This window comes from Bacillus sp. AK031, assembly GCF_053903065.1.
Map to the genome: position 1 here is coordinate 2,301,395 of NZ_CP096424.1, position 23,085 is coordinate 2,324,479.

The following is a 23,085-nucleotide window of genomic DNA, read 5'->3' on the forward strand; positions in this document are numbered from 1 at the left end:
GAAGGTCAGCTAGGCTGATCTTCACTTTTTTGATCAAGGTTTTGTTCATTCATTACATCGCTTTTTCTTAAAATCGATGAACAGATTAGCGCTTAATATTAAAACGAAGACCTGTTCAAGTGCTGAACAGGTCTTCGTTTATGAAATAAGTCATTTAGCTTTCTGCAGGCATTCAGTGCTTCAAACGATGCTTATCTCCAACCCGGGCGGCCATAACCCCAGACTGGACGGCCAAATCCGTATCCATAGCCAGGTCTGCCATAACCCCAGCCCGGACGGCCATAACCCCAACCTGGGCGGCCGTATCCATAACCGTACCCAAAACCGCCAAAACCAGCAGCCGTACCTAAAGCCAGCAAAGGAAACAATAGTCTTTCATCCTGTTCATGAACTGCGAATCCATCTCTATACATAAGCAACCTCCTAAATATATGTTCGCAATATAATATGGAAAATAATTGGTTTCGTTTCTCCTTGCGGCAAAAAGAGGCTCGCCCCGCACTTCACTACTTTAAAGCGCTAAGAGGGACAGTCCCTCTTAGCGCTTTAAAGTGTTAAACAAAGAACAGGTTTTCCCAATAATGGGACTTGTTTTTTAACATTGTTCGGAAAAGCTAAGAAAAACAAGGAATGAGGAGGGAAATCATGCCTGAATTGCCGGAGATGGAAAATTACAAAAAACTGCTGCTGGAGCTCATTCAGAATAAGAGGATTTCAGAAGTTGAAGTAGGAAGGGGAAAATCGATCAATCTGCCCGTTGCTCAGTTTTCTGGATTGGTCCAAGGGCAAACAATAAAAAATATAACAAGACGAGCAAAGCATTTGCTGTTTCATCTGGAAAATGATGTAGTATTAGTATTGCATTTGATGCTCGGAGGCTGGATGTTTTTCGGAACTGAAGAAGAAAAACCCGACAGGACCATCCAAATACGATTATCATTTGGAAATCAACATTTATATTTTATCGGATTGAGGTTAGGGTATTTACATTTGTATAAAGGAAAGGCACATGCCGAGAAAGAGTTTGAAGACCTTGGACCCGAACCGCTGTCTCCGAATTTTAACGAACAACAGTTTCTTACTCTCACAGCCAAAAGACGGGGCAGGCTGAAAACGACCCTGTTGAATCAAAGCTTCCTATCAGGAATCGGCAACTGCTATTCAGATGAAATATGCTTTTATGCAGGATTACACCCTGAAAGAAAATGCAACGAATTGACCGGCCACGAATCCCGCCAACTATTCCTTTCGATGCAATTCATTTTAAATAATGCCGTAGAGAGCGGGGGTTACATGGAGGAACCTTTATACTCGGGAGACTCATTGACTGGCGGGTATACTTCCAAATGCCGTGTATATGACCGTGAAGGAGAAGCATGTTTCCGCTGCGGCAGTGTTGTTATCAAAGATGAAATCTCTTCAAGGAAAACATTCTACTGTGAGAACTGCCAGAAATAAGAAGGATTGATTATGTCAGCCTTGAAGATGCGAACCATATTAGTTACCACTCATTTAAATGCAGTAAAAGAAAAGGTGATACAAATTGGAAAAACTGAATGAACTTCATGAAGAATCCATCCTGGATACAAAACGGAAAATCAAAGAAGATATCTACCGTTTCATGGAAACAAAAGAATCCATTCCAACATTTGAAGACTATTTAAATGAAAGAATTCATTACATTGAACAACTTTGGATAAATGTATGGTTGAATAAGGTGACCAATTTTATCAGCAGAAGTGAAAAAAAAGCTTTTCTGCGGGACAGGGATTATGAAGTTGAGGGGGTAGATAAGAAACTCATCAATAAGGTTTTCCGCAATGAAATGAGATCTTACAAACCTTTTAATGTAATTCCATGGTTGAAAGAATTGGCTGAATATAAACCAGGGCAGTGGGAAGAACGCTATGAGGCAGCAAGGGAAGGCTATTTGCTCAGGTTGGCTCAAGAGAAAATTGAAGCGAAACAAAAAGAGGTTACAAGTGAAATTACAAAGGACCTGGCAAGACACTTTCAGGAACGGAAACAACAACTGTATATTCCAGTACGGTTTGCCGTTGCTCAAAAACTTGCCAGTGATTTAAAGGAAAAAGTCTGCTACCGCCATGTCGATACGTTCATGCTGGAAGAACAATTAGAAGAACTCGGACCTTTTAACCCTGAAGATTATCGTACGCTTTCAGAATTCTTCCAGGAACTGAATGGCCTGATTCACCGAACTCTCCACAGAGGAAGAAGTTATTGGGAATATGAAACCTATTACTATGTTTACGAAGAATTCGTTTCCAATTTTGCACTTAAAACGTTTCCTAAAACCTTCCTCAGCCAGATTTCAGAAGAGCAGCATGCTGCTTTCAAAGAAGCATTTGAGGATGAAATGACTTCTGACGATATTCGAAAATGGATACAGCATGAATTGATTGATCAGTCTCTTGTTTATATGGATCACCTCCAAGAGGAGTATGTTGATGATCTGCTAAAGCTTGCAGAGATTCCATATGATGAACAACTTCATGCAACTATTTACGAATCAGACTTGAAACAGCGGGAAGAAAGAAAAGCTGCCGAACTGGCCGAACTAGAACGAAAAAGACAAGAAGAAGACCGGATGATGAACGACATTTTCGGGAGAGAATACAGCGTTTCATTAGGCGGCATCACACGCTACATCCTTCACATAGGCGAAACGAATACCGGAAAGACGCATCATGCCCTTGAGAGCATGAAAAAGGCTGACAGCGGTCTATACCTCGCCCCATTAAGATTGCTGGCATTGGAAGTCTTTGACCGACTTAATAATGATGGCGTTCCATGCGATCTTAAAACGGGTGAAGAAGAAAAAACCGTCCCGGGAGCCCGACATGTCTCAAGTACCGTGGAAATGTTTTACGAAAAAGATGAATTTGATGTTGTCGTCATTGATGAATCTCAGATGATGGCAGACAAGGACCGGGGTTTTTCGTGGTACAAAGCAATTACTAAAGCCCGGGCAAGAGAAGTTCACATCATAGGGAGCCGGAATGTCAAACCGATGCTTCTTGGGCTGCTTGAAGACTGCGATATAGAAGTCCATGAATATACCCGCGATATTCCCCTTGAGGTAGAACCTCGCGAGTTTTCACTGAAACACGCAAAACGGGGAGATGCCATTGTCTGTTTCTCCAGGAGAAGAGTGCTTGAAACAGCTTCCAAGCTGCAAAATAACGGACATTCTGTCAGCATGATTTATGGAAGCATGCCACCGGAAACCAGGAAGAAACAGATGCAGCGATTCATCAAAGGTGAAACAAGGGTAATTGTCGCCACAGATGCAATTGGAATGGGGCTGAACCTTCCGATACGCCGGATTGTATTTCTTGAAAATGATAAATTTGATGGCACCAGGAGAAGAACCCTTACTTCTCAAGAGGTAAAGCAGATTGCAGGACGTGCAGGCCGGAAGGGGATTTACGACGTCGGAAAGGTAGCTTTTACGAAGGATATTAAAAAGATGGCCAAACTCCTCGAACAAGAAGATGAGCCTGTCCAATCCTTTGCAATCGCACCGACCAATTCTGTTTTTGAGCGGTTTCAAAAGTACTATCATGACTTGGGGCATTTCTTCGAGCTCTGGGGAAAATTTGAAAGTCCATTCGGTACCCAGAAAGCATCCCTGTATGAAGAACGAGAATTATATGAGCTTGTCAGAGGCACAGAGATTGAAGGAAGATTGTCCATGATGGACCTTTACGGATTTTTACATCTGCCGTTTTCCAAAAAAGAACCGGAATTGACTTCACAATGGCTGGAGACGATGGATGCTCTGATCAGCAACAGCGAGCTGCCTGAGCCAAAACTGAAACGAAAAAATCTCGAACAGCAGGAAGTCGCATATAAAGCGGTTGGACTGCATTTATTGTTTCTTTACCGGCTGGGAAGAGGGACGGAGGCCATATACTGGGAGCGGTTAAGAGAGGACATTGCAGATGGTGTTCATGAAAGCCTGGATACCGAAGTATCGACCATGACGCAAAAATGCAAACGGTGCGGAAAAAGACTGCCGACTGGTTTTAGTTTCCCAATATGTGACAGCTGCCACTACTCCCGTGTTAGGAAACGGGGCAGGGGCGGCCGAAGTGGCAACGGCAGACCTTAAGCTAAGTAAGTTAGATATTTCCGCTTCCTTTAGGGAGCGGGTTTTTCTGCATTTTTTGAAAAAGAACTAACTTCGCTTTAGAAAAAGAAAAAACCACACTTTACAAGAAAGCATGGCTCAATTAATCTCTATAAAAATTCTCTGTATAATAAGGCTGTGAGTCTTCGTTGAAAGCCACTCCAACACCCAGAAATTCATATTCTTCCTTTAAAATGTTTTTTCTATGGCCCATTGAATTCATAAGCCCCTCATGGGCAAAAATCGAACTAAACTGCCCATAGGCAAGGTTTTCACCCGCGACTGTAAAGGCCACATCGTCTTCCTCCATACGGTCAAAAGGCGATTGCCCGGCGAGGTTTGTATGGTTAAAGTAGTTGTTCTCAGCCATATCTAGACTATGATCACGAGCTGTCGTCCTTACATGGTCATCCCAGGTCAATATTGACAAGTCATGATTGACTCTGGCAGCATTTGTCAAGTCAAACAACTGATATTCAAAGCCTTCCTTTAATTGAGATGTGCCTTCCGAATAAATATCTTTTTTGTCATGTTCAAGGCTTTCATCAATGATTTGCATCCCTGTAACCGTGTTATTTTCATGCTTGTCATAAAAAACAGTCACATAGCTGTTATCAAGATGATAGATTTCATACTCTCCATCATTTTGCAGCTGATAATAGACCAGTCCTTTTCTCAGCTTTGTAATCGGCTCACCTAAGAGGCTGTGTATTTCTTCCTTAGAGCTGTTCAAGCCCACATTCCCGGCAGAAGAGATAAGATCCTGATTAGTATATAAACCGCTGACTTTATTGTTTTCATCATAGGCCACCATCAAAAAGTTCCGGTAATCCTGATGATAGGTTTTCCATTCTACACCATATTCATTAAAAGAAGATCGAACAGGGCTTCCTGCTGCCTGCTCAACAACCTCTTCATCATCTCCGATTTCGATGTTATGGATTGAAAATACTTGGTCTTCCGGTGCAGAGAGCTGTGGTTTACTGACTTCTACAGCTTCGGTTGTATCCTCGGGATTCTTTGCTTCTTCAATGGTATCCTCCAGCCCAAATATGATGGAACTGATTTTATCATTAATAGTGGTCAAAGCATTCTGAACTTCAGGTTTATCTTTAAATTCATCTATTTTTGCAATGGTGTCATTTATAAGGGAAGAATCAATATACTCCTCCCAATAAGGCTTTGTATTAAATGCGACCAGGACGATCAGCACCAATAAAAGTAGTCGTCTCATTGTTCACGCTCCAATCCTACTTCCATTCTACCCGATTTCTTCAGGTTCAAAAACTCCTGGACAGCCCGGCAGAGGATTTTTTTTGCGAACGATACCCAATAAGTGAATAAAAGCTGAATTCCAGCCTTAAAAGCCAGCAGGGGATTAGATATAAAGGATTACCGTTTTATTATCAGCTAGACAGGGTATCATAAAATTAACATTGAAATGAAACGATCCGTTTCTGTAATCTACATAGAAGGGGAATGGTAAGATGAAAATGTCACACGAAGAGAGAATTCAACTTCATGAATTCAATAACCTGACGAAATCATTAAGCTTTAACATGTATGACATCTGCTATACGAAAACCAGAGAAGAACGCGAGGCGTATATTGAGTATATTGATGAACAATATAATGCAGACAGGCTGTCAAAAATCCTCCATCACGTGTCGGATATTATTGGTGCGCATGTCTTGAATGTAGCGAAACAGGATTATGTTCCACAAGGGGCTTCGGTCACTATCCTTGTCTCTGAGGGGCCTATTGTCGAAGTACCGAATGAACACTTTGATGAATCGCCCGGACCGCTTCCGTCTGCTGTAACCATGCAGCTGGATAAAAGCCACATCACGGTCCATACCTATCCGGAATACCATCCGCATGAAGGGATCAGTACCTTCAGGGCAGATATCGATGTTTCAACCTGCGGCGAAATTTCCCCGCTGAAAGCGTTGAATTACCTTATTCATTCGTTCGACACAGATATCATGACGATGGATTACAGGGTCAGGGGGTTCACTAGAGATATCAATGGACACAAACTGTTTATCGATCACGACATCAATTCCATCCAAAACTATATTCCGGAAGAGATTAAAGACGAGTATGACATGATCGATGTCAATGTATACCCGCAAAATATATTCCATACGAAATGTAAATTGAAAGAATTCGACTTGAACAATTACTTGTTCGGATATACGAAAGACAAGCTGGATAAAGAAGAAGCAGAGGACATTACAAGCAAGCTGAAGATGGAAATGGATGAGATTTTCTACGGTAAAAATATGACAAGAGATTGAAGAAAAGCACCTTTTTAAGGGTGCTTTTCTTGTTGTTACTGGTTCTGTCCTTCAGCCAATGACTTCTCCGCAAGGGCAACAAGCCGTTTTGTCATTTCCCCTCCGACCGATCCATTGGCGCGTGCGGTTGTATCCGCTCCAAGTGTTACTCCAAACTCATTGGCGATTTCTTCTTTCATCTGGTTCAGGACGTTTTCTGATCCAGGTACCACAAGTTTGTTTCTTGCCATGGTCACATCACTCCCGTTGAAGGATTGAGCAGGAAGCCTGCTCAGTCTTAATCTTTCCTAGTAAGGACAATTCCATTAGCTCACCTTCAACATTCCACTCGCCAATTATTACTATTTTAAGAACCGGTTGGTGTTCCTTAAACGGTATACTAATAAGAAAAATTTCAAAAAACCAACAATACAAAATAATTCCTCATTATAGCAGCCAAACTAATGAAGCTAGCAGGAATAGAGCTGATAAAAGCAGAATTAAAAAGATTAGCATTGTTAAAGGGGGAAATGAAAGTGAATTCACATGAAATCGAATACCAATTGTACGGAGACGATATGCAGTTTGTCGAAGTCGAGCTTGATCCTAATGAAAGTGTGATTGCTGAAGCCGGCGCGATGATGATGATGGAAGACGGCATCGAAATGGAGACCATTTTTGGGGACGGTTCTTCAGGAGGAAAGTCTGGCTTGTTCGGAAAGCTGATGGGGGCCGGAAAACGGGTACTAACAGGTGAAAGCTTGTTCATGACAGTATTTACAAACCAGGGAATGGGAAAAAAGCATGTTTCATTCGCGGCACCTTACCCAGGAAAAATCATTTCAGTCGATTTAAGCGAATTGGGCGGGAAAGTCATTTGCCAAAAAGATTCTTTCCTTTGTGCAGCCAAGGGAGTCTCTGTCGGCATTGATTTCCAAAGAAAGCTGGGAACAGGCTTTTTCGGCGGTGAAGGATTCATCATGCAAAAATTAGAAGGCGATGGGCTTGCCTTTCTTCATGCCGGCGGAACCATCCACCGGAAAGAGCTGCAGCCGGGAGAAACCCTCAGAGTGGATACAGGCTGTCTAGTTGCGATGACAAAAGATGTTGAATACAACATCGAGTACGTCGGTAAAATTAAATCTGCTTTCTTTGGCGGAGAAGGTCTCTTTTTTGCAACAGTAAGAGGGCCTGGAACAGTGTGGGTGCAGTCACTTCCGTTCAGCCGCCTGGCAGACAGGGTCTTTGCAAGCGCACCTCAAGGCGGTGGCCGCTCCAAGGGTGAAGGAAGCCTGCTGGGAGGGCTTGGCGATTTATTGAATGGCGATGATTGATAGGTAAAAAAAACGGCTATTGATGCCGTTTTTTTTCATTTAAGCGGGAATTCGGGAATTCAAGCGTGTTTCATCTGAATCAGGGGGGAACTTCTCCAATTTCCTAAACTCGCACCTCGTACGTAGCTTTCTCAATGTTTGACTTCGCCTTTTCTCCAAACTCACACCTCGTTCATGCCTTTTTCAGGGTACAACTTGCCTTCATGAAAAGAATTAAACACATTATTCTTGATAAAAACCAGAGTTCAGCATTAACTCTAATACATTATTTTGTTAAACTATTAGAAAAGTCAAAAAAAGGAGTGGATGACAATCCTTTTAAAAGTAAATTGGGATCAAGTGAAAGAATTGAATTGGAAAAAGATTGTTACCTATTCTTTCGGTTCTCTTATTGCCATCATTGGAATTGGTATCTTAATTACCGTCATTACACTGGTGCTGCTGCAGAAGTATGATGACCGGTACCGGAATTCTCATCCGGAAGAGTTTGGAATGATATCGCTTCAAAGTTTCCCGGACAGTACTTCAAACAGTTTCACACTAGTGACGCAAAATACTTAGGAGGGGGAAGAGCTGTGTACAAAAAAGATCTATATGTTTTTGACAGTCACAGGCCAGTAGCTGCTGTGATCAGAAACTATCAAAAGGAAGACTTCCAAGCCCTGATACAAATTCAGAAGGAAAGCTTTCCGCCGCCATTCCCATCTGAGTTATGGTGGAATGAAAGGCAGCTTAAAAATCACATTAGCCTCTTTCCCCAAGGAGCTCTTTGTATAGAAGTAGAGGGTGAGATTGCAGGCTCAATTACAGGTATGATCACCCATTTTGATCCCCAGAATATACAACATACATGGTCAGAAGTGACAGATGACGGTTACATAACTACTCATGATCCTGAAGGAAACTCCTTATACATTGTAGATATTGGTGTTTCTCCGCGATTCCGGGGGCTCGGTTTGGGAAAAGCAATGATGCAATCGATGTATGAAATCGTGATAGAGCTTAAGCTTGAACGGCTGCTAGGAGGCGGAAGAATGCCTGGATTCAGTAATGTGGCAGGAGAGATGACGGCCTCTGAATACCTTGATAAAGTGGTAAAGGGAAAACTGAAGGATAACGTAATCTCTTTTCTGCTTCGATGCGGGCGTATGCCGCTCGATGTCATTCCGGGTTATCTCGATGACGAAGAATCTTGTCATTACGCTGCGCTGATGGAATGGAGAAATCCTTTTAAGAATAGCTGAATAGAAATTTTTCAAATTACAAAAGTTATTAAAAAACCTCTTGGACATGAGGTTTTTTTGTTTGGCTAATAAATCTTCATTGCTTTCAAAACGTTACTTCCAACACCACAATTCGACAATCTCAAAAGATTTAATTGTCATCTCCTGTCTGGTCTGCTATCATTCAATATATGACTGATATCTATCTGCTAGCAACCAGATATAAACCACTAGCAATACTGTTATGAAAGGAATTACAAGACCTATGAGCGATCAAAACAGAATTCAATTGAATGTGCGCATCAGCAAAGATACCGCCAAGCAGCTGGATGAAATTGTGGATTATTATCAAAAAAACACAAAGCTTGGGAGAGTATATAAAGGAGATGTACTGACAGATATTATTGAAAAGTCACACGGACTGATGGAAAAACAGAAAGCTATTCAAAATAGAAAATATTAAAAATCAAAAGCAGTCTAACCGCTGACGATTTTTTTCACTTAAAGAAAGCAGGGATTTAAACTTGAAGGATTTTCATTCATTAGGAATATCTGAAGCCATAGTAGAAAGGCTTCAAAAAAATAATGTCGTATCGCCTACTCCCATTCAGGAAAAAGCGATTCCGGCAGTCATGAAATACGTAGATGTTATTGCCCAGGCACAGACAGGGACCGGAAAAACCCTTGCGTTCATCTTGCCAATCATAGAAAACTTTGACTTTGAACAGCCGAATATACAAGCATTAATCGTAACCCCTACAAGGGAGTTGGCGCTCCAAATTACGGAAGAAGTCCGAAAGCTTATCCGGCATATTGAAGGGTTAAGTGTTTTGCCGGTATACGGCGGCCAGGATGTTGAAAAACAGCTCAACAAACTGAAAAGGAATGTAGGGATTGTCGTCGGAACACCAGGAAGGATTTTGGACCATTTAGGCAGGGGGACAATCGATTTAACTCAACTGAACACACTAGTCCTGGATGAAGCAGATCAAATGCTTCACATCGGTTTTCTAAAAGAAGTGGAAATGATCATCAGGGAAACACCGGCTTCCAGACAAACCTTGTTATTTTCAGCCACAATGCCAGATGAAATAAAAACTCTTGCCAAAAAACATATGAAGAATCCACAGTATATTAGTGTGGAGAGAAAGCAGGGACCAGCCAAAAGTGTTGAGCAGTTGGCAGTCTTTGTGGATGACAGAGCAAAACAGGACACACTCATTGAAATGATACATGAACAACGCCCTTACCTTGCCGTCATTTTCTGCCGTACCAAACGGAGAGTAACCAAATTGTATGAAGCTCTTGTATCGAATGGATTTACCTGCGATGAGCTCCACGGCGACCTGTCTCAGGGAAAACGCGAGAAGGTAATGAAACGGTTCAGGGATTCTGAATTCCAACTATTGATCGCTACGGATGTAGCAGCAAGAGGTCTTGATGTGGAAGGTATCACCCACGTATTCAATTATGATATCCCTGAAGATGCCGACAGCTATGTGCACAGAATCGGCAGAACAGGAAGAGCCGGTGAAAAAGGCTTGGCGATTACTTACTATTCGCCAAGCCAGAAGGACCTCCTTTCCCAAATTGAAAAAGAACTTGGCATTAAGCTGCCAAGGCGAAATATTGGAAATGTGGCTGAACGAAAAGAGAAGCCAAGAAGCAAACCCAAAAAAACTTCATCAAAACAAACTAGTCAAGGTAAAAACAGAAAAATGCAGGATGAGGGCCAAAAAAAGAATAGAAATAAAGCAGAAGATCGATCCAGCGGCAAAGGAAAAAGATCTTCTGAAACAGGTTCCCCACGTTCCGCCAAAGCATCTGGACAAAAGAGCAAACCAAGAAGAAACAGTAAATCTGAGTATCTTGAAGCCAAAGATATCAAACGCGGCTCTCTCACAAAAACTTCTTCCAAAAGGAAAAATGACAGCTCGAGCAGAAGCGGAAGCACTTCAAAAGGAAGCCGGGTTAAACCGGGTTCCCGTACAAATCGCAGCTCTTCGCCAATGAAAAACAGACGGAAAAAGTAACAAACAAAACGAGTATAAGTCTGCAGACTTATACTCGTTTTGTTATTGAATAAGGCTGCTTCTGCAACTCCCCCTTCAAATATACTATCTGCCAACAACACTTTGGTCGTTTACCCGATAATAATGTCCTCCATGAAAATCAACATACATGAAGGGATCACTTTTTTCTGTTAAAATAGGAATCTATTAAACCAACAGGAGAGAACTATCAATGAAATTCGTTTCGTGGAATGTTAATGGAATAAGAGCATGTGTCAAAAAAGGGTTCATGGATTATTTTAAAGAAGTAGACGCCGACATCTTCTGTATCCAGGAATCCAAGCTGCAAGCAGGACAGATTGAACTTGAATTAGAAGATTACCATCAATATTGGAACTATGCAGAAAGAAAAGGGTACTCAGGCACTGCCGTCTTCACAAAGAAAAAACCTCTGTCTGTTTCTTATGGGATTGGAATGGATGAAAGTGAGCCTGAAGGCAGATGTATAACCCTCGAGTTTGAAGACTTCTTTCTATTAAATGTTTATACCCCAAATTCCAAGAGAGACCTTTCGCGATTGGACGACAGATTGAACTGGGAAGAGCGGGTTAGAGAATATATTAAAGAACTCGATGCTGTAAAGCCAGTCGTATATTGCGGCGATCTCAATGTCGCCCATAAAGAAATCGACCTCCGCAACCCTAAATCAAACCAGGGAAATTCAGGGTTCACGGAAGAAGAGAGAGGCAAGATGTCGCTCCTTCTACAGGATGGATTCATCGACACATTCAGACATCTGTACCCTGATAGAGAACAATCTTATACTTGGTGGTCGTACATGAGTAAAGTCAGGGAAAGAAACATCGGATGGAGGATTGATTACTTCATAGTGTCTGACAGATTGAAGTCTCATGTACAAGAAGCGGGAATGCACGCAGACACTCTTGGCAGCGACCATTGCCCCGTGTTTGTTGAACTCCAAACCTAACCAAAAATGATCTGCGTCTATGCAGATCATTTTTCGTTAGGGTAATCACAGTATTCAATAATTGTGCCTTCAGTATCTGCAGGATTCAGGTAAATGAGCCGCCTTCCATGCTTATTAGTCCTCAGTGTTCCTTCAAGAGTGCGAATTCCTTGATCCTCGAGTTCAATAAGAGCTTTATCCAGATTTTCAACCCGGTAGGCAACATGGTGTACCCCTTTACCTTTTTGCTTAAAAAAGCGGGCAATCGGAGAAGTCGTATTATTCGTTGGGGACAGCAGCTCAAATTTATCGCCATTTATATCGATGATAGCAATTTCACTTTCAACCCCAGAGGCCTCGCTCCGATACCGGTCGACTAATTTCCCTCCCAGCACAGTTGTATAGATATGTATACTGTTGTCCAAATCTCTGACGGCAATGCCTATGTGGTCCAGTATCTTTTCCATCTCATCACTCCTTTTGCACCATCTATACTATATCAGGGAATACAGCCATAAAAAAGAAGACTGCATGCGCAGCCTCCCAAAAAGGAACTAGCAGTGTTTTTTATTTAGGAGAGCTTTGACTCCAAGTATGATGAGCAGAATTGCAAAAACAATAACTGCTACTACCCCAACTTGTGCAAAGAACTCAATAATGCCAACGCTTGGAAATTCTACACCTAAAGCTGCTAATCCAATCAAAGCATACCCAGCAACAAGTCCTGCCAAATAAACTAATATAGCATACATATTATATCCCTCCTTTATATATCAGAATATGAAAAGAAGGGAGGAATGCTTGGTCATATATCTATTTCTCTCATTTTTGATTCAAAAGGCCTGTACGCAGGATGAATTTCTTTTGTACAAAACTGTAAAATACATAACCGGAAGTCATTGCCAGAAGGTACAAGCATACATTGATAGAAAGACTTTATTAGGAAGTGAACCTTCAGTCCTGACTACTTTTCAAAATAAACTGGCAGCCTCGCTGTATGCCACGATGGCGATCTTCTTTTGGGGAATATCATTCGTTTCCGCCAAAATCGTCCTGGTTAAACTCGACCCATTCACCTTGATCGTCATGCGTTTTGGCATAGGAGCTGCATTTTTGCTCATCATCATTTTTTTCAGCAGGGAAAAGGTGAGTATACCATTGCACTATGTCCCGCATCTGTTTATTCTCGCCGTATTGGGCGTATTCAGCAATCAGTTGCTGCAAACATCTTCGCTATTATTCATTGATGCTTCATCAGCAGGCTGGCTTTTGTCAGTCACTCCCATTTTCACGGTCTTTCTATCAATGATCTTCCTGCATGAAAAAATAAACTTCCTTAAAGCATTCGGAATTATGATTGCTGTTATTGGTGTAATCATGGTCACGACTGCTGGAGAAGGCAAGGAATTTGGATTTGCCATCAATATCGGATTTATCCTTATGCTTCTCAGCACGTTAAACTGGGCGGTCTATACCGTTCTCTTAAAAGTCCTTAATATCCCTTTACCTTCTACAGTGGTTACCTTCTATATCAGTTTTCTCGGCTTGCTCGTTACGACGCCTTTCATCTTCCGCTCACGGGGGTGGGAGAGCCTTCCGTCTCTGACTCCGGTTGAATGGGGACATTTGTTATTCCTTGGCATATTTGTTTCGGGAATCGGTTATTGGTTCTGGGCAAAATCTCTTAATGTATTAGAAGCTTCACAGGCGGGAGTCCTTCAATACCTTGAACCGCTGGTTACCTTTACAGCTGCAATTTTGATCCTTCATGAAAAAGCAATGCTGCTCAGTATTGCGGGCGGGTTGATCATCATTGTCGGAGTTTCGGTGGTTAATGGGGATTTCTTTAGCAGATACAATCCACCCTGGCGGAACAGAAGGTAGTTTGAATGATTTTTTTCAATTCCTTGATTGGAAGTTATTACTGCTAAAAATAGAAAGACCCACCATACCATAATAGTGGATGGTGGGTTTTCTATTATATGAACAGTAAGCCAAGTGAAATAACAATACCGCTTATCACTAAGGTTATCGTACAGAATCCCATGATATCTTTTGCTTTCAACAATATAACTATTTTCCAAGCGGTCTGCTGGAGTGGAGGGTGAGGACTCCGATGTCTGTAAAAAGAAGGCCTAACACCAGGACTAGGAATGTTAAAATAGACAACAAACAAAAAGGGGTCAGGCAAGTATCGCTGCATTATCCGGTTAAAAAATGGAATCATCTTTCCCATTTGTACTCCTCCTTATTGTATGGTTGGTTCTAGTACCTACTAATATTTCAGAAATTTGCTGAATATTCCATTTGTTAGGCTGTATCAGCTCTTTAATAGTAAAGAAAAGCAGATTACGTTACACTAAAATAAGCAAAGGAAAAACGGAGGAGAGTATGGAGGATTCTAAGAAGCCGGAAATGAACGAAGATAAACTGGATGAGAGAGAGCACGATTTAGATGAACCAAATATAGAGGATTTTTTATTTGATGAAGAGGATGAGGATAAGAAGACGAAGAGTAAAATCAAATCTATTTCTGCAAAGGTGATCGCTTTTGCTATTGCCTTCAGTTTGGTTGTCAGTGTCCTTGCGGTTTGGGTCCGGGTGTTTAATATCCCTTCTTTCTCATTCCTTGAAAAGTCGAATGAACTATCAAAGATTGAAAACATCCAGGACTACAAAAAAGCTGTGGTAACAATTGAAGGCAATGGCAGTAAAGGAACTGGTTTTAACATATCAGAAGAGGGAACAATCGTGACCAATCATCATGTGATTGAAAATATGCTTCCGATCACAGTCATTTTCCCGAACGGGGACTTATTTCAAGCAGAAATTACAGAAGAATACCCTGAATTGGATATAGCCCTTCTGAAAATTGATGGAAATGAACTTCCCTACTTGGAAATTCAGCGAGAAGAAGAGTGGGGGAGGGGGAACTCCACTTATGTAATTGGAAACCCATTGGCCTATAACCAAATCGTCATGGAGGGAATTATTACAAAAGACGGGCAGACGATGCACTTATCCGCCCCTATCGAAAAAGGGAATAGCGGAAGCCCTGTCATTGATATGGAAGGCAAGGTGATAGGAGTCGTGTATGCGATGACGATTCCGACTCTCGGGAGCGAGGAAGACCCTGAGGGACTGGCTGTTCCTGTTGAGAGAATCCCAGTCCTTCAATAATCGTCACTTATTGGTTAATTCTGTCAGGATAAAACAAAGTTCTTCATTTCCATACATCTCGAGAACAGCAAGCAGTGATGAAAAAGGGATATTATCTGATTCTTCTTTAGCCACGGTTGTGTCAATTGCTTCTTTCAAAAGAGGATTCTCTGCCTGATCAGGGTATGCCCTTGTATATATCTCAATAGGATCCAGATCATGATTTACACACCACTGAGCAAAGAGGAGCACCATCAATTTCTCTTCTTGTTGATATTTTTCAATTATTTGTCTCTCATTTAAATTGTGACTCATCATCATTCTCCTTTATGTCAGTCTGAGTTTATTTCCGATGTTTCCCGGGAAACCGCAGAATATGACAGTTTTCATTCGTCTTGGAACAGAGTTCTTAATCTATCATAAAATTTAAGGCGCTGTTTGTCGAATAAGTGTATAATTGCGGAAGATTAACCAGAAATTATATTATAGAAGTAGTGAAAGGAATGCATTTTTTATGGAAATTACTGGACATACAGTCGAGAAACTGAAAGATCCCACAGGTATCTTGACTGGTGAGCGTTACGAATACATTCTGAATGTCGAAGTATCGGAAGAGGATGAGCTATTTACTGAAAATGGCCTGCTCATCAAAGCCATTTATGCCGTCGACGAAAAAGGCGCCCGTGTCGCTCAATATTACCTTATGGAAGAATCCACTGAAAAATATTTCGATTTTGAGCTTGAAGAAGAGGAAGAAGAATTAGTTACTACATATATTACGGAACATCATAAACCGGAAGAATCAGAATAACGAAAGGAGAATGCCCAATGGAAAACGTAAAAGTTGGAGAAGTATTCACACTGATAGGAGAAGATGACCAAGAACAGGACATCGAGGTGCTGGCAACCTTAACATTGGAAGGCAATGACTATGCAGCTGTCGCTTTTGCAGATGATGTACGGGAACAATCTGAGGAAGACATGGATATCTTCTTTCTAAAAGTCGACTCTGACGGAGACTTGACTGGAATTGAAAGCGATGATGAGTTCGCAAAAGTATCTACAGCTTTTGCCGAGAATATGAAATTGTAGATTTCAGAAGAACCCGGGAAGCTCGGGTTCTTTTTTCTTTGATGTGCAAGATACTCTAAAGAAGTTTGTTCCCTGTCTTTTTCCTTTAAAGAGTCAGGCCCGCCTGCTAAAGTTGGAATATTATTGTTTTGAAAGAAGTGTGAAGAAATTGTCCAGGTGGGTTTTATATAGTTTATTATTTTTGCTGATGGTGATTTGGGGATTTAATGTGTCTGCCATCAAGATTCTTGTCACCCAGTTTCCACCTGTATTTATACAGGGTATCCGGGTCATGTTGGCCGGTGTTGCGGTCCTTTTGTTTTTAGCTTTAAGAAAAAATTTTCAAAAAGTATCACGAAAAAATTTGCTGGGGATATTCTTTGCTGCTCTGTTTGGGGTACTGGGGCATCATTTATTTCTCGCGATTGGCTTGACGTCCACAAGCGCAACAAATGCAGGGCTCATATTGGGGCTGGTGCCATTATCCACTTCGGTCATGGCCATGATGTTCTTGAATGAGAAACTGACCTTTTTAAAAACATTGGGGGTTCTATCTGCTCTATTCGGGGTATATTTAATTGTGATGAATGAACAGGGAACTCTTTCAGGATTGTCTGCTGGTGACTTATACATTCTTGGCGCCGTCCTTACCCAGGCTGTCAGCTTCATTTTGATCAAGAAACTCAGTGTAAGCATTGACTCAAGGCAAATGACGGGACTGATGCTTTTCATCGGATCAATTCTTTTGATCGTTTCCAGTTTCTTTTTTCAAGAAGAACCGGTTTCAGTGACTGGCCAGCCAGGGTATGTATGGTGGGTGTTAGGAGGGTCTGCAATCATCGCAACGGGTCTCGGGCACATGCTGTACAACTACAGTATTCATCAACTCGGTGCAGGAGCGACGTCCATTTTCATCAATTTGACACCATTTTTCTCGATTGTCGGCTCTTCCATATTTCTCGGTGAGCACATACAGTCCAAACACATGGTTGGTTTTTGTTTTATCGTGCTGGGTGTTCTGCTTGGAACAGGGTCTGTCAGGGCATGGATCAAGAAGCGCAGGAATCAAAATCAATTATCTGCTTAAAATAAACCTATCTCAACAGTAGAAAAAAGGGAGCATTGTCATGATCTTCTTATTTCTGTTACTTATGACAGGCGCACTGATAGCAGGGTTGGTGCAAAAGTATATCCTTCGTATAAAAGAACCGGATATCGAAGAACTATGGATTGAACTTCATAAACAGGAATGGTATAAGGAGATGGAAGCAACCCCTGAATACAAGGAATTCCTTGACCTTTCGAAGCGTGAAGGACTTCTGCAAGACCCTTATTATGTCAGAAAGATCATTGATAAAGAGGGGCATCGTGAAGGGTTTATCAATCATATAAGAAATCAGGCAAACTGAAAGACAGCGGTTCTAAGGCCGCTGTCTTTTTTCATACGTTATTTCCTCACCCAAAATAGATTTTTTTCTGTCTCTTTTGTTTGCTGGATGACTTCAGCTATCGCAGAAGTCAGACTGTGCCGGCCTTGTGCATCATGTCCGGTTTCCCAGAGCATCATTCCGCCGAATTCATTCTCTAATGCCAATTCTGTTTTTCGTTGAATCGTTTTTTTACCATTGTAATGATAGGTAAGGCCGTCCATTATTATGGAATCCTTACCGGCATTTTCCGCTCCATGCTTTATGACAGCAGAATAGGAGATGGCCGGCTTTGCAGGGTCTTCGGGCTGTGCATAAAATGGAACTCCAAGGACCAATTTATCCTTAGAGAGGCCATGTGCTTCAAAAAGATTGCCCCAATACTTCACGACGTTTTCAGTATAGTGGTAAGGAGATAAGTTTGCTGCATTATAGCCTCCATCCCAATGGCCATCATAAGCCATGATGTTGACGTAATCAACATCCTTGAACATCGAAGGAGGGAAGACGACCGACTTGTTTTCCTGTCCGGTGACACTATCAACCTTTGCATAAACCGCAATGGACAGTTCTTTCTCTTTTTCATCAAGTTTTGCGTTCAATTCTTTAATAAAAGCGGCCAGATGTTGCCCATCCTCTTGTGAACGAGGGTGTTCAAAATCAACATCGACTCCATCAAGATTTTCAGCATTAACTATATTGTACAGTTCATTGACCAGTCTTTTGCGGGAACCTGGATCAGCGATGGCTTTCTTGAAATAAGGGTAAGATTCCCCGCCTTCAATATGGAACCAGCCTCCAACTGCCAGCAGCACTTTTGTATCATGTTTTTTTGCAAGCTCAACCGTTTTCCGTAAGTTTTCCCAAGCATAATCACCGCTCAATAGTAGTTCTCCATTTGCCGATGGATGTGCAAATGAAAAAATGACATGGCTCAGCTTAGCATAGTCTGTTTTCGCCGGTTCATGATAATCCTGTACATAACCTATTAAAACCTTGGAATCAACAGGCTGTTGTTCAGGAACCGCTTTTGCGGCTAAATTCATATGTTCCGTCCGTTCAGAGTGCAGATTGTTATCTCCCTTAACTGATGTAGCTTCGATATATGATACACCGGCATAGAAGCCCCCAGCGAAAGTAAACGTGATAATGACCGACAGCAGTATGATCAATTTCTGCATTAATGGAACACCTCCCATTATTCTTCAACTTTAAAAAGTTTAACAGAAAAAGAGGGAAGTCAGCCTTGGTAATATCAACCTGTTATTCTATCAGTAAATCCATAAAATAAGTTAATGTGTATACAGACGCCACAATTGTAAAATACTAGGAATTGATAATTGCTTGATACTATAAAAATGGACTTACGGAGTGATGAAATGAAGGCTGTAACCTATCAGGGTAAGTATTCGGTTGCTGTAAAAAAAGTTGAAGCACCAAAAATCCAGGACCCTCAGGATGTCATCGTCAGAATTACCTCCACGGCAATCTGTGGTTCTGACTTGCATCTCTATCAGGGAAATTTCCCGCTGCCAATCGGCTATGTAATCGGGCATGAGCCAATGGGGATCATTGAGGAAGCCGGACCTGAGGTAACGAAGGTAAAGAAGGGCGATAGAGTAGTTATTCCGTTTACAGTCGCCTGCGGTACCTGTCATTATTGCAATCACCACTTAGAGAGCCAATGTGATAATTCAAATCCTCACTATGATTCAGGCGGGTTGCTTGGTTATTCTGAGAAATTCGGAAACTACCCTGGCGGACAGGCGGAATATCTAAGAGTTCCTTATGGAAACTACACTCCTTTTTTGATTCCGGAGAGTTGTGAATTGGATGATGAACACTTATTGTTTTTGTCTGATGTATTACCGACTGCCTACTGGAGCGTTGAGAACGCAGGTGTCAAAAAAGGAGATACCGTTATTGTCCTCGGCTGCGGGCCGGTAGGGCTCATGGCTCAGCAGTTCGCCTGGAAAAAGGGAGCTGAACGTGTCATTGCGGTTGATTACTATGACTACAGATTGAATAAGTCAAAGAAAATGAATAATACAGAAACCTTTGATTTCACTCAGTATGATGATATGGGGGAAACGCTCAAGGAACTGACAAAAGGTGGAGCCGATGTCGTCATTGACTGTGTAGGGATGGATGGAAAGAAATCCCCGTTGGAATTTGTGGAGCAAAAACTGAAATTGCAAGGCGGGACACTCGGGCCGATCCAAATCGCAACAAAAGCTGTCAGAAAGTGCGGTACCGTCCAACTGACGGGTGTGTATGGCGGACTTTATAATATGTTTCCATTGGGGCCATTCTTTTCGAGAAATATTACCATCAAGATGGGACAGGCTCATGCCAGAAGCTATATGCCCGCGATGTACGACATGATAGTCAAAGGGGAAATCGACCCAACCGCTATCATCACACACAAGCTGCCTTTAGATGAAGCAGCACATGGTTACAATATCTTTAACAAGAGAGAGGATGACTGCATTAAAGTCATTCTTCAGCCATAAATGAAATTGAAGAATTCAGCTGTCGTTTGCGGCAGCTATTTTAATTGAATAAAGGAGTTGGCATTCCAAAACGAGAAGTAATAGTGGAAAAGAAAATACATTTGATTAGATGAGGGAAAATATGAACAATTTGAATGGGTATCATCTGCCTGATGAAGTATTGTCTGCCTGGGAAGACAAGCTGCTCCCTGACTATGATATTTTTTTCTTTCGTGACAATCCGCAATATGTCACTTGTGAAGAGTTCCGCCCTGAAGACAGAACTGCCTTCTCGCTGGATGTCAAAACCAGTTTTGCCACCTGGTCGATCAGCAGGGACGCAAAGTATTACTCAAAAATCACAAATAAGGATTTTATATTATTAACTGAAGAACAGCAGAAGGAGATCCTGGAACAGCAATGGCTGCTTGGGAGGGGAATGCTTTTTCTCGAAGATGATTTAAAAGCACTTTTCAAAGATGAATCGGCAGAGGCTCTTGAAGTTTTGCTTCAATCTTCTTTTTTCAATAAGGAAATCAACAAAACAGTCTATATGATCCAGGGACATCTATTCGCCTTGTTCACTGCTGGGGCAAAAAGGGAGTTCCTATTAAGCTATGCTGCCCTGTGGACAGTTGATCATCCTGTGCTCCCGCAGCTGCCTCAAAGCCTCTGTATGAAACTAATGGAAGAATTCACTGGTATCTCACCTTTCTTTGATTCGTTTTCAACGAAAAATGGACCGAATTGTCTTGCTGCAACAGCGGTCGCAGCAAGCAATAACCCTAAGCTAATTGAGGAGTGGATGCAGCCCGAGCGCTTTGCTTCTATATTAAAAACAGAACAATACAATCCTGTATCTGCGGAATACTTGCAAAAACGGGATGTTTTAGTCTGGAAAAACCAGCAAGAACAGATCGTCCATGCCGCTTACCTGTTAAGTGCAATCTATTGTTTTAACAAACACGGACAAACCATGTTTAACCCTTGGCAGGTTCAGAAAGCAGAAGATGTAATAGCATCATGGAATCATGAAGATTTGAATATGCAGGTTTACAGAATAAAACATACTTAAATGTGAAAGGAAGTTAGAAGATATGAATAACAGCATTACAACTAAGATTAAGATTCTAAATCCTGTACATGAAATTTTTGAAGCACTGGCCACCCCTGAGAAAATGGCAGCGAGCCATGAGCGGCAATCAGTACGCCACTCCTTATAAAAATCAAAAAAAGGGCAGCGAATGGTAACGGGTTCGGTTTTGGAGTACACAACTAAAAAATGCACATCAAAATGAGTGACAATTCGCATCGAATTTGTCACTTGTTTTTTCTTGATTTAGCGGTGTTTATGCCAATAATTATGCTCTTTTTGTATGATAAAATGTAACCCAAAATGCAGGTGACAGAACTTTCTGTTCTTCTAAATTTGTTGTGCGGTTTCCGATACATTTAAGTGACAGATATTTTTAAAAAAAGGTCAGTATGTATGATAAAATGAAAAGAACAGAATCTTCCATTAACGGAGCAGATTACTTGAAGAAACTCACGAGTTGGCTAAAAATGCTGTTAGCTTAAATAAAGGGAAATTTTCCCGTTAAATGCAGATTAGAAGTAGTTTTTGATAAAATAAGGGGAATTTTTCCCTCTATTTCAGTCAAAGGTACCTATTTTTACAATTTTTGATTCAAATAAGAGGAATTTCTCCCGCTATTTAAGCTGTTTTCAGCACAATTTGCTAAATAAGGGGAATTTTTCCCTTTATAAATCTCAACTAGCAGAGAACCTGATTTCATTTTTTTAAGAATGCAAAAGGTGAACGGTGGATCTGATGCTCAACTATTCAGCCATCTGGGGCGTTAATTGAATAACCGGCAATAAAAAAAACCGGTCAGGTGCACATCAGCCTCTGACCATTTTTTTATTCAGATATGATTGAATTTCAACTACAAAAGCTCCACAATTTCATTTGTTAATTAGATGTTTGTACTTCAAAACTGAACCCGTTAAGCGAATGCCCTTTTTTTGATTTATATAGCAACTGACGCCAGCAGTTCTTCGATATCCTGCTCCATATCAATGGGATCGGTTGTACACTCAAACCGCTTCACAACTTCACCATTGGTATCAATCAGGAATTTAGTGAAGTTCCACTTGATCGAGTAATCGTCTGTCAGATATTCCGGGTGCTTGGCATTGAGAAGCGGGATTAAGATCTTTGCCACCGGATGTGCTTTATTGAAACCATCAAATGATTTTTGATGGGTCAGGTAATTAAACAAAGGATGCATATTTTCATCCCTGACATTAACCTTCTGGAACAATGGAAAGTTAACCCCATAATTCAGCAGACAGCTGTTTTGGATTTGTTCATTAGAATCCGGCTCCTGATTGTCGAACTGGTTACAAGGAAAGCCCAATATCACAAACCCTTTATCTTTATAGCGGTCATACATTTTTTGCAGGTCTTCATACTGATAAGTGAATCCGCATCTGCCGGCTGTATTGACAATCATGACCACCTTGCCTTTATATTCTTCCAGTGCTTTTTCAACACCATTCATTGAAACCGCTGAATAATCATAAATACTCATTCTATTACCTCCTGGATTATATTTAATAGTATCAAAGAACTATGTAATAAGTCATACATTCATTATACATGTTCAATACAATCAATCAATTAAATTGCCTCAAGTTAAGCGTGCCCAACATTTCCACCCCAACCTTCACTATCATTAAACCCACTTCCCAACCAGCACTTTCGAAAAAATCATACTAAATAGTTTGATATTCTGATTTGATATGTTAGAATGCTTATAAATAAATAGTCACCAAAACCACTGGGGGAGCCTTGTAAAGGCTGAGATTAAGGTATAACTTTAAGACCCTTTGAACCTGATCTAGTTCATACTAGCGGAGGGAAGTGCAGCGATTGATTACGATTTTCAAAGATTAATCAAGCCGC

The 23,085-nt window shown here is 41.3% G+C and carries 26 protein-coding genes, 1 pseudogene and 1 riboswitch; of the genes and pseudogenes, 17 read left to right on the forward strand and 10 right to left on the reverse strand.

Translation table 11 applies throughout. The features are described 5' to 3' along the window. Nucleotides 1-191: 191 nt before the first annotated feature. Complete coding sequence (locus M1E09_RS11885) at nt 192-413, reverse strand: hypothetical protein (protein WP_456271089.1); 222 nt, start codon at nt 411-413, stop codon at nt 192-194. A 232-nt stretch (nt 414-645) separates the two neighbouring features. Between M1E09_RS11885 and M1E09_RS11890 the strand changes: the two genes are divergently transcribed. Next, nucleotides 646-1,458, forward strand: coding sequence for an Fpg/Nei family DNA glycosylase (locus tag M1E09_RS11890; protein ID WP_456271090.1), 813 nt, complete (start codon nt 646-648; stop codon nt 1,456-1,458). A gap of 85 nt (nt 1,459-1,543) precedes the next feature. Further along, entirely contained in the window at nt 1,544-4,135 is a 2,592-nt protein-coding gene (locus M1E09_RS11895) for a DEAD/DEAH box helicase (RefSeq protein WP_456271091.1), read from the forward strand. Nucleotides 4,136-4,256: 121 nt separating this feature from the next. Here M1E09_RS11895 and M1E09_RS11900 read toward each other — a convergent pair whose 3' ends face one another. Continuing rightward, entirely contained in the window at nt 4,257-5,387 is a 1,131-nt protein-coding gene (locus M1E09_RS11900; protein WP_456271092.1) for a CAP domain-containing protein, read from the reverse strand. Between the two features lie 253 nt (nt 5,388-5,640). Between M1E09_RS11900 and speD the strand changes: the two genes are divergently transcribed. Beyond that, the gene (gene speD, locus M1E09_RS11905; RefSeq protein WP_456271093.1) at nt 5,641-6,453 is read left to right on the forward strand and encodes an adenosylmethionine decarboxylase; all 813 of its coding nucleotides are present in this window, start codon (nt 5,641-5,643) and stop codon (nt 6,451-6,453) included. A gap of 35 nt (nt 6,454-6,488) precedes the next feature. On the opposite strand, the gene M1E09_RS11910 is transcribed toward speD, so the two are convergent. Continuing rightward, on the reverse strand, nt 6,489-6,683 hold the full coding sequence (locus M1E09_RS11910) for a small, acid-soluble spore protein, alpha/beta type (RefSeq protein WP_456271094.1): 195 nt from the start codon (nt 6,681-6,683) through the stop codon (nt 6,489-6,491). Nucleotides 6,684-6,968: 285 nt separating this feature from the next. Here M1E09_RS11910 and M1E09_RS11915 point away from each other — a divergent pair, with 285 nt between their 5' ends. From M1E09_RS11915 to M1E09_RS11925, 3 genes and pseudogenes are all read left to right on the forward strand, one after another. Beyond that, nucleotides 6,969-7,766 carry a TIGR00266 family protein gene (locus M1E09_RS11915; RefSeq protein ID WP_456274970.1) on the forward strand — a complete coding sequence of 266 codons (798 nt, stop codon included), beginning with the start codon at nt 6,969-6,971 and terminating at the stop codon, nt 7,764-7,766. A gap of 306 nt (nt 7,767-8,072) precedes the next feature. After that, on the forward strand, nt 8,073-8,327 hold the full coding sequence (locus M1E09_RS11920; protein WP_456271095.1) for a hypothetical protein: 255 nt from the start codon (nt 8,073-8,075) through the stop codon (nt 8,325-8,327). A 65-nt stretch (nt 8,328-8,392) separates the two neighbouring features. Then, nucleotides 8,393-8,722 (forward strand): annotated as a pseudogene (locus M1E09_RS11925) (GNAT family N-acetyltransferase); the annotation flags it as partial. 242 nt (nt 8,723-8,964) lie between these two features. Here M1E09_RS11925 and M1E09_RS11930 read toward each other — a convergent pair. After that, a complete protein-coding gene (locus M1E09_RS11930) occupies nt 8,965-9,018 on the reverse strand; it encodes a lactocin 705-alpha family bacteriocin (RefSeq protein WP_456274971.1) in 54 nt (17 codons plus the stop codon). Nucleotides 9,019-9,254: 236 nt separating this feature from the next. Between M1E09_RS11930 and M1E09_RS11935 the strand changes: the two genes are divergently transcribed. The 3 genes from M1E09_RS11935 to M1E09_RS11945 all read left to right on the forward strand — a co-directional run bounded on the left by M1E09_RS11935 (nt 9,255) and on the right by M1E09_RS11945 (nt 11,989). Further along, on the forward strand, nt 9,255-9,452 hold the full coding sequence (locus M1E09_RS11935; RefSeq protein WP_456271096.1) for a hypothetical protein: 198 nt from the start codon (nt 9,255-9,257) through the stop codon (nt 9,450-9,452). Between the two features lie 61 nt (nt 9,453-9,513). Beyond that, complete coding sequence (locus M1E09_RS11940) at nt 9,514-11,022, forward strand: DEAD/DEAH box helicase (RefSeq protein ID WP_456271097.1); 1,509 nt, start codon at nt 9,514-9,516, stop codon at nt 11,020-11,022. Between the two features lie 211 nt (nt 11,023-11,233). Further along, nucleotides 11,234-11,989, forward strand: coding sequence for an exodeoxyribonuclease III (locus M1E09_RS11945; protein WP_456271098.1), 756 nt, complete (start codon nt 11,234-11,236; stop codon nt 11,987-11,989). A 26-nt stretch (nt 11,990-12,015) separates the two neighbouring features. On the opposite strand, the gene M1E09_RS11950 is transcribed toward M1E09_RS11945, so the two are convergent. Together M1E09_RS11950 and M1E09_RS11955 are read right to left on the reverse strand one after the other, a co-directional pair. Beyond that, on the reverse strand, nt 12,016-12,435 hold the full coding sequence (locus tag M1E09_RS11950; protein ID WP_456271099.1) for a VOC family protein: 420 nt from the start codon (nt 12,433-12,435) through the stop codon (nt 12,016-12,018). A gap of 87 nt (nt 12,436-12,522) precedes the next feature. Further along, the gene (locus M1E09_RS11955) at nt 12,523-12,720 is read right to left on the reverse strand and encodes a hypothetical protein (protein WP_456271100.1); all 198 of its coding nucleotides are present in this window, start codon (nt 12,718-12,720) and stop codon (nt 12,523-12,525) included. 112 nt (nt 12,721-12,832) lie between these two features. Between M1E09_RS11955 and M1E09_RS11960 the strand changes: the two genes are divergently transcribed. Then, a complete protein-coding gene (locus M1E09_RS11960) occupies nt 12,833-13,852 on the forward strand; it encodes a DMT family transporter (RefSeq protein ID WP_456271101.1) in 1,020 nt (339 codons plus the stop codon). Between the two features lie 94 nt (nt 13,853-13,946). On the opposite strand, the gene M1E09_RS11965 is transcribed toward M1E09_RS11960, so the two are convergent. Then, on the reverse strand, nt 13,947-14,204 hold the full coding sequence (locus M1E09_RS11965) for a hypothetical protein (RefSeq protein ID WP_456271102.1): 258 nt from the start codon (nt 14,202-14,204) through the stop codon (nt 13,947-13,949). 155 nt (nt 14,205-14,359) lie between these two features. Here M1E09_RS11965 and M1E09_RS11970 point away from each other — a divergent pair, with 155 nt between their 5' ends. After that, nucleotides 14,360-15,148: a S1C family serine protease gene (locus M1E09_RS11970; RefSeq protein ID WP_456271103.1), complete on the forward strand. Its 789-nt coding sequence runs from the start codon at nt 14,360-14,362 to the stop codon at nt 15,146-15,148. A 3-nt stretch (nt 15,149-15,151) separates the two neighbouring features. Here the strand turns inward: M1E09_RS11970 and M1E09_RS11975 are convergent, their stop codons facing one another. Next, nucleotides 15,152-15,442, reverse strand: a complete 291-nt coding sequence (locus M1E09_RS11975; protein ID WP_456271104.1) for a hypothetical protein — start codon at nt 15,440-15,442, stop codon at nt 15,152-15,154. Nucleotides 15,443-15,641: 199 nt separating this feature from the next. Here M1E09_RS11975 and M1E09_RS11980 point away from each other — a divergent pair, with 199 nt between their 5' ends. The 4 genes from M1E09_RS11980 (at nt 15,642) to M1E09_RS11995 (ending at nt 17,607) form a co-directional block, all read left to right on the forward strand. Then, nucleotides 15,642-15,938, forward strand: a complete 297-nt coding sequence (locus M1E09_RS11980; RefSeq protein ID WP_456271105.1) for a DUF6509 family protein — start codon at nt 15,642-15,644, stop codon at nt 15,936-15,938. Between the two features lie 17 nt (nt 15,939-15,955). After that, nucleotides 15,956-16,219 (forward strand): DUF1292 domain-containing protein, encoded by a 264-nt coding sequence (locus tag M1E09_RS11985; RefSeq protein ID WP_456271106.1) that lies wholly within the window; start codon nt 15,956-15,958, stop codon nt 16,217-16,219. A gap of 208 nt (nt 16,220-16,427) precedes the next feature. Then, complete coding sequence (locus tag M1E09_RS11990) at nt 16,428-17,285, forward strand: DMT family transporter (RefSeq protein ID WP_456271107.1); 858 nt, start codon at nt 16,428-16,430, stop codon at nt 17,283-17,285. A 40-nt stretch (nt 17,286-17,325) separates the two neighbouring features. Beyond that, nucleotides 17,326-17,607, forward strand: coding sequence for a hypothetical protein (locus M1E09_RS11995; RefSeq protein ID WP_456271108.1), 282 nt, complete (start codon nt 17,326-17,328; stop codon nt 17,605-17,607). 38 nt (nt 17,608-17,645) lie between these two features. Here M1E09_RS11995 and M1E09_RS12000 read toward each other — a convergent pair whose 3' ends face one another. Continuing rightward, a complete protein-coding gene (locus M1E09_RS12000; protein ID WP_456271109.1) occupies nt 17,646-18,806 on the reverse strand; it encodes a glycosyl hydrolase family 18 protein in 1,161 nt (386 codons plus the stop codon). A 198-nt stretch (nt 18,807-19,004) separates the two neighbouring features. On the opposite strand from M1E09_RS12000, the gene M1E09_RS12005 reads away from it, so the two are divergent. Then, a complete protein-coding gene (locus M1E09_RS12005; protein WP_456274972.1) occupies nt 19,005-20,138 on the forward strand; it encodes a zinc-dependent alcohol dehydrogenase in 1,134 nt (377 codons plus the stop codon). A gap of 121 nt (nt 20,139-20,259) precedes the next feature. Then, nucleotides 20,260-21,192, forward strand: coding sequence for a hypothetical protein (locus M1E09_RS12010; protein WP_456271110.1), 933 nt, complete (start codon nt 20,260-20,262; stop codon nt 21,190-21,192). Between the two features lie 955 nt (nt 21,193-22,147). Here the strand turns inward: M1E09_RS12010 and M1E09_RS12015 are convergent. Further along, nucleotides 22,148-22,711: a glutathione peroxidase gene (locus M1E09_RS12015; RefSeq protein ID WP_456271111.1), complete on the reverse strand. Its 564-nt coding sequence runs from the start codon at nt 22,709-22,711 to the stop codon at nt 22,148-22,150. 241 nt (nt 22,712-22,952) lie between these two features. Next, nucleotides 22,953-23,059, forward strand: a riboswitch (TPP riboswitch). The last annotated feature ends 26 nt before the right edge of the window (nt 23,060-23,085 follow it).

Excerpts from the sequence above, each read along its gene's own strand:
- M1E09_RS11910 (WP_456271094.1), bottom strand. The coding sequence starts at position 6,683 with ATGGCAAGAAACAAACTTGTGGTACCTGGATCAGAAAACGTCCTGAAC.
- M1E09_RS11980 (WP_456271105.1), top strand. The coding sequence starts at position 15,642 with ATGGAAATTACTGGACATACAGTCGAGAAACTGAAAGATCCCACAGGT.
- M1E09_RS12005 (WP_456274972.1), top strand. The coding sequence starts at position 19,005 with ATGAAGGCTGTAACCTATCAGGGTAAGTATTCGGTTGCTGTAAAAAAA.
- M1E09_RS11945 (WP_456271098.1), top strand. The coding sequence starts at position 11,234 with ATGAAATTCGTTTCGTGGAATGTTAATGGAATAAGAGCATGTGTCAAA.
- M1E09_RS11950 (WP_456271099.1), bottom strand. The coding sequence starts at position 12,435 with ATGGAAAAGATACTGGACCACATAGGCATTGCCGTCAGAGATTTGGAC.
- M1E09_RS11900 (WP_456271092.1), bottom strand. The coding sequence starts at position 5,387 with ATGAGACGACTACTTTTATTGGTGCTGATCGTCCTGGTCGCATTTAAT.
- M1E09_RS11920 (WP_456271095.1), top strand. The coding sequence starts at position 8,073 with ATGACAATCCTTTTAAAAGTAAATTGGGATCAAGTGAAAGAATTGAAT.
- M1E09_RS12015 (WP_456271111.1), bottom strand. The coding sequence starts at position 22,711 with ATGAGTATTTATGATTATTCAGCGGTTTCAATGAATGGTGTTGAAAAA.
- M1E09_RS11965 (WP_456271102.1), bottom strand. The coding sequence starts at position 14,204 with ATGGGAAAGATGATTCCATTTTTTAACCGGATAATGCAGCGATACTTG.
- M1E09_RS11975 (WP_456271104.1), bottom strand. The coding sequence starts at position 15,442 with ATGAGTCACAATTTAAATGAGAGACAAATAATTGAAAAATATCAACAA.
- M1E09_RS11935 (WP_456271096.1), top strand. The coding sequence starts at position 9,255 with ATGAGCGATCAAAACAGAATTCAATTGAATGTGCGCATCAGCAAAGAT.
- M1E09_RS12010 (WP_456271110.1), top strand. The coding sequence starts at position 20,260 with ATGAACAATTTGAATGGGTATCATCTGCCTGATGAAGTATTGTCTGCC.
- speD (WP_456271093.1), top strand. The coding sequence starts at position 5,641 with ATGAAAATGTCACACGAAGAGAGAATTCAACTTCATGAATTCAATAAC.
- M1E09_RS11985 (WP_456271106.1), top strand. The coding sequence starts at position 15,956 with ATGGAAAACGTAAAAGTTGGAGAAGTATTCACACTGATAGGAGAAGAT.
- M1E09_RS11885 (WP_456271089.1), bottom strand. The coding sequence starts at position 413 with ATGTATAGAGATGGATTCGCAGTTCATGAACAGGATGAAAGACTATTG.
- M1E09_RS12000 (WP_456271109.1), bottom strand. The coding sequence starts at position 18,806 with ATGCAGAAATTGATCATACTGCTGTCGGTCATTATCACGTTTACTTTC.
- M1E09_RS11995 (WP_456271108.1), top strand. The coding sequence starts at position 17,326 with ATGATCTTCTTATTTCTGTTACTTATGACAGGCGCACTGATAGCAGGG.
- M1E09_RS11970 (WP_456271103.1), top strand. The coding sequence starts at position 14,360 with ATGGAGGATTCTAAGAAGCCGGAAATGAACGAAGATAAACTGGATGAG.
- M1E09_RS11890 (WP_456271090.1), top strand. The coding sequence starts at position 646 with ATGCCTGAATTGCCGGAGATGGAAAATTACAAAAAACTGCTGCTGGAG.
- M1E09_RS11955 (WP_456271100.1), bottom strand. The coding sequence starts at position 12,720 with ATGTATGCTATATTAGTTTATTTGGCAGGACTTGTTGCTGGGTATGCT.